3 tRNA genes and 2 rRNA genes are annotated in these 3,618 nt (G+C 54.3%); all 5 read left to right on the top strand.

Going from position 1 to position 3,618, the window contains the following annotated elements:
* Window positions 1–41 precede the first annotated feature (41 nt).
* Window positions 42–118, top strand: a tRNA-Ile gene (locus ACWIDZ_RS15950).
* 59 nt (window positions 119–177) lie between these two features.
* Window positions 178–253, top strand: a tRNA-Ala gene (locus ACWIDZ_RS15955).
* 252 nt (window positions 254–505) lie between these two features.
* Window positions 506–3,286: ribosomal RNA gene (locus ACWIDZ_RS15960) — 23S ribosomal RNA — on the top strand.
* Window positions 3,287–3,368: 82 nt separating this feature from the next.
* Window positions 3,369–3,483, top strand: a 5S ribosomal RNA gene (rrf, locus tag ACWIDZ_RS15965).
* Between the two features lie 58 nt (window positions 3,484–3,541).
* Window positions 3,542–3,618, top strand: a tRNA-Met gene (locus tag ACWIDZ_RS15970).

Below are 3,618 nucleotides of genomic sequence, written 5' to 3' on the forward strand. Positions count from 1 at the left end.
ACGATCGCGAGCCTGGGGTTTCCCGGCTGTCGCACTGCCCTAGGCCCGTAGCTCAGGTGGTTAGAGCGTACGCCTGATAAGCGTAAGGTCGGCAGTTCGAGTCTGCCCGGGCCTACCAGTCCTCTGGTGAGGATGTGCGATGGTCGCTGATGTTGCTCTCCTGGCTTAACCCTGAACGGGGCCATAGCTCAGTTGGTAGAGCGCCTGCTTTGCAAGCAGGATGTCGTCGGTTCGACTCCGTCTGGCTCCACCATTTCTCTTTGCGCTACCGCCTGTCGGCTACTTGAGCGCAGTTTGGAGAATGTTTTCGCGATCAAACAGGTTTGCGTCTGGCGGCTTCGCCAGGTGCATTGACATTGTAAAGGAAGAATTTGACCGGCTCCTCATAAGCTTTCAGGTCAGGTTCGAGAAGATATCGTCTGGCAAAGTAAAAATCAGACGTGGGTCCGGCGGATACCTCTTTCCATCCCCCGGAGCAGCCCATGTATGAGTTTTGCTGAGAAACGATCAAGCGTTGAAGGGCTTCTGACGGATGCCTTGGCGTAGAGAGGCGATGAAGGACGTGGCAAGCTGCGATAAGAGCCGGGGAGGCGCTAGCACCCTTTGATCCGGCTATTTCCGAATGGGGAAACCCACCTTTGCGGTCTTCCAACTCTGCTCTTCTGGGCAGCGATTGGTGGATCGCTAAAAGGTACAATGACCTGAATACATAGGGTTCATTGAGCGAACCCGGGGAACTGAAACATCTCAGTACCCGGAGGAAAGGACATCAACCGAGACTCCCGTAGTAGTGGCGAGCGAACCGGGACCAGGCCAGTGCTCTTGTGAAATAAAGTCGAACGGAATGGAAAGTCCGGCCATAGCGGGTGACAGCCCCGTAGACGTCAAACAGCAAGAGACTCGAGTAGGGCGGGACACGTGAAATCCTGTCTGAACATGGGGGGACCACCCTCCAAGCCTAAGTACTCCTCTACGACCGATAGTGAACAAGTACCGTGAGGGAAAGGTGAAAAGCACCCCGACAAGGGGAGTGAAACAGATCCTGAAATCGGAAGCCTACAAGCAGTCGGAGCCGCCAAGCGCGGTGACGGCGTACCTTTTGTATAATGGGTCAGCGACTTCATGTGTCGAGCAAGCTTAAGCCGTTAGGTGTAGGCGCAGCGAAAGCGAGTCTGAATAGGGCGCTAAGTTCGACGTATGACGACCCGAAACCAGGTGATCTATCCATGAGCAGGATGAAGGTAAGGTAACACTTACTGGAGGTCCGAACCCGTGAATGTTGAAAAATTCTGGGATGACTTGTGGATAGGGGTGAAAGGCCAATCAAACCTGGACATAGCTGGTTCTCCGCGAAATCTATTTAGGTAGAGCGTCCGACGAATACCCTGGGGGGTAGAGCACTGGATGGTTGCGGGCTGCGCGAGCGGTACCAATACTAACCAAACTCCGAATACCCAGGAGTACTATCGGGCAGACACACGGCGGGTGCTAACGTCCGTCGTGAAAAGGGAAACAACCCTAACCATCATCTAAGGCCCCCAAGTCATGGCTAAGTGGGAAACGATGTGGGATTGCTTTGACAATCAGGAGGTTGGCTTAGAAGCAGCCATCCTTTAAAGAAAGCGTAACAGCTCACTGATCAAGCGATCCTGCGCGGAAAATGTAACGGGGCTAAAGCCATGCGCCGAAGATATGGGTTTGCAGTTTACTGCAAGCGGTAGCGGAGCGTTCCGTAAGCCTGTGAAGGTCAACCGTGAGGTTGGCTGGAGGTATCGGAAGTGAGAATGCTGACATGAGTAACGATAAACAGTGTGAGAAACACTGTCGCCGAAAGACCAAGGGTTCCTGCGTAAAGCTAATCTGCGCAGGGTTAGTCGGCCCCTAAGGCGAGGCTGAAAAGCGTAGTCGATGGGAAGCAGGTAAATATTCCTGCACCAGCTGGAAGTGACGGATGGCATAAGTCGTCGGGGCTTATTGGATTGTTCCCGGCGGTGGCGTTGTCCCTGGAAATAACTCCAGCAGAGACCGTACCCGAAACCGACACAGGTGGTCAGGTAGAGTATACCAAGGCGCTTGAGAGAACTGTGCTGAAGGAACTCGGCAAATTGCACGCGTAACTTCGGAAAAAGCGTGACTCACCCTGGGCAACCAGGAATGAGTGGCACAAGCCAGGGGGTAGCGACTGTTTAGCAAAAACATAGGGCTCTGCGAAGCATCAATGCGACGTATAGGGTCTGACGCCTGCCCGGTGCCTGAAGGTTAAAGGGAGGAGTGAAAGCTCCGAACTGAAGCCCAGGTAAACGGCGGCCGTAACTATAACGGTCCTAAGGTAGCGAAATTCCTTGTCGGGTAAGTTCCGACCTGCACGAATGGCGTAACGACTTCCCCACTGTCTCCAGCACAGGCTCAGTGAAATTGAATTCCCCGTGAAGATGCGGGGTTCCCGCGGTCAGACGGAAAGACCCTATGAACCTTTACTATAGCTTCGCCTTGGCGTTAGCGACCGTATGTGTAGGATAGGTGGGAGGCTATGAAGCCGGGGCGCCAGCTCTGGTGGAGCCATCCTTGAAATACCACCCTTACTGTCGTTGACGTCTAACCGAGGGCCGTTATCCGGTCCCGGGACATGGCGTGGTGGGTAGTTTGACTGGGGCGGTCGCCTCCCAAAGTGTAACGGAGGCGCGCGATGGTTAGCTCAGACCGGTCGGAAATCGGTCGTCGAGTGCAATGGCATAAGCTAGCCTGACTGCGAGACTGACAAGTCGAGCAGAGACGAAAGTCGGCCATAGTGATCCGGTGGTCCCGCGTGGAAGGGCCATCGCTCAACGGATAAAAGGTACTCTAGGGATAACAGGCTGATTTTGCCCAAGAGTCCATATCGACGGCAAAGTTTGGCACCTCGATGTCGGCTCATCACATCCTGGGGCTGGAGCAGGTCCCAAGGGTACGGCTGTTCGCCGTTTAAAGTGGTACGTGAGCTGGGTTCAGAACGTCGTGAGACAGTTTGGTCCCTATCTGCCGTGGGTGTTCGAAGCTTGAGAGGATCTGTCCCTAGTACGAGAGGACCGGGATGGACATACCTCTGGTGGACCTGTCGTGGCGCCAGCCGCGCAGCAGGGTAGCTAAGTATGGAATAGATAACCGCTGAAAGCATCTAAGCGGGAAACTAACCTCAAAACAAGGCTTCGCTGAGGATCGTGGAAGACTACCACGTTGATAGGCCAGGTGTGGAAGCGCGGTGACGTGTGAAGCTTACTGGTACTAATAATCCGATCGGCTTGATCGTTTCTCAGCAAAACTCATTCGGTTTTTACTTGCCGAAATCAAAAGACGATATCTTCTCATTTCATTCGTGTGTGTCGGGTTGACCTGGTGGCTCTGTCGGAGGTTCCCCACCCGATCCCATTCCGAACTCGGTCGTTAAGACCTCCAGAGCCGATGGTACTTCGTCTTAAGGCGCGGGAGAGTAGGTCGCCGCCGGGTCTACCCGACACACATGAATGATATTCTCGAACCTTTCTTCCTTTACGCACCGCCTTGCCGCGGGATGGAGCAGCCCGGTAGCTCGTCAGGCTCATAACCTGAAGGTCGCAGGTTCAAATCCTGCTCCCGCACCCA

Source organism: Brevundimonas sp. NPDC055311 (genome assembly GCF_053645695.1).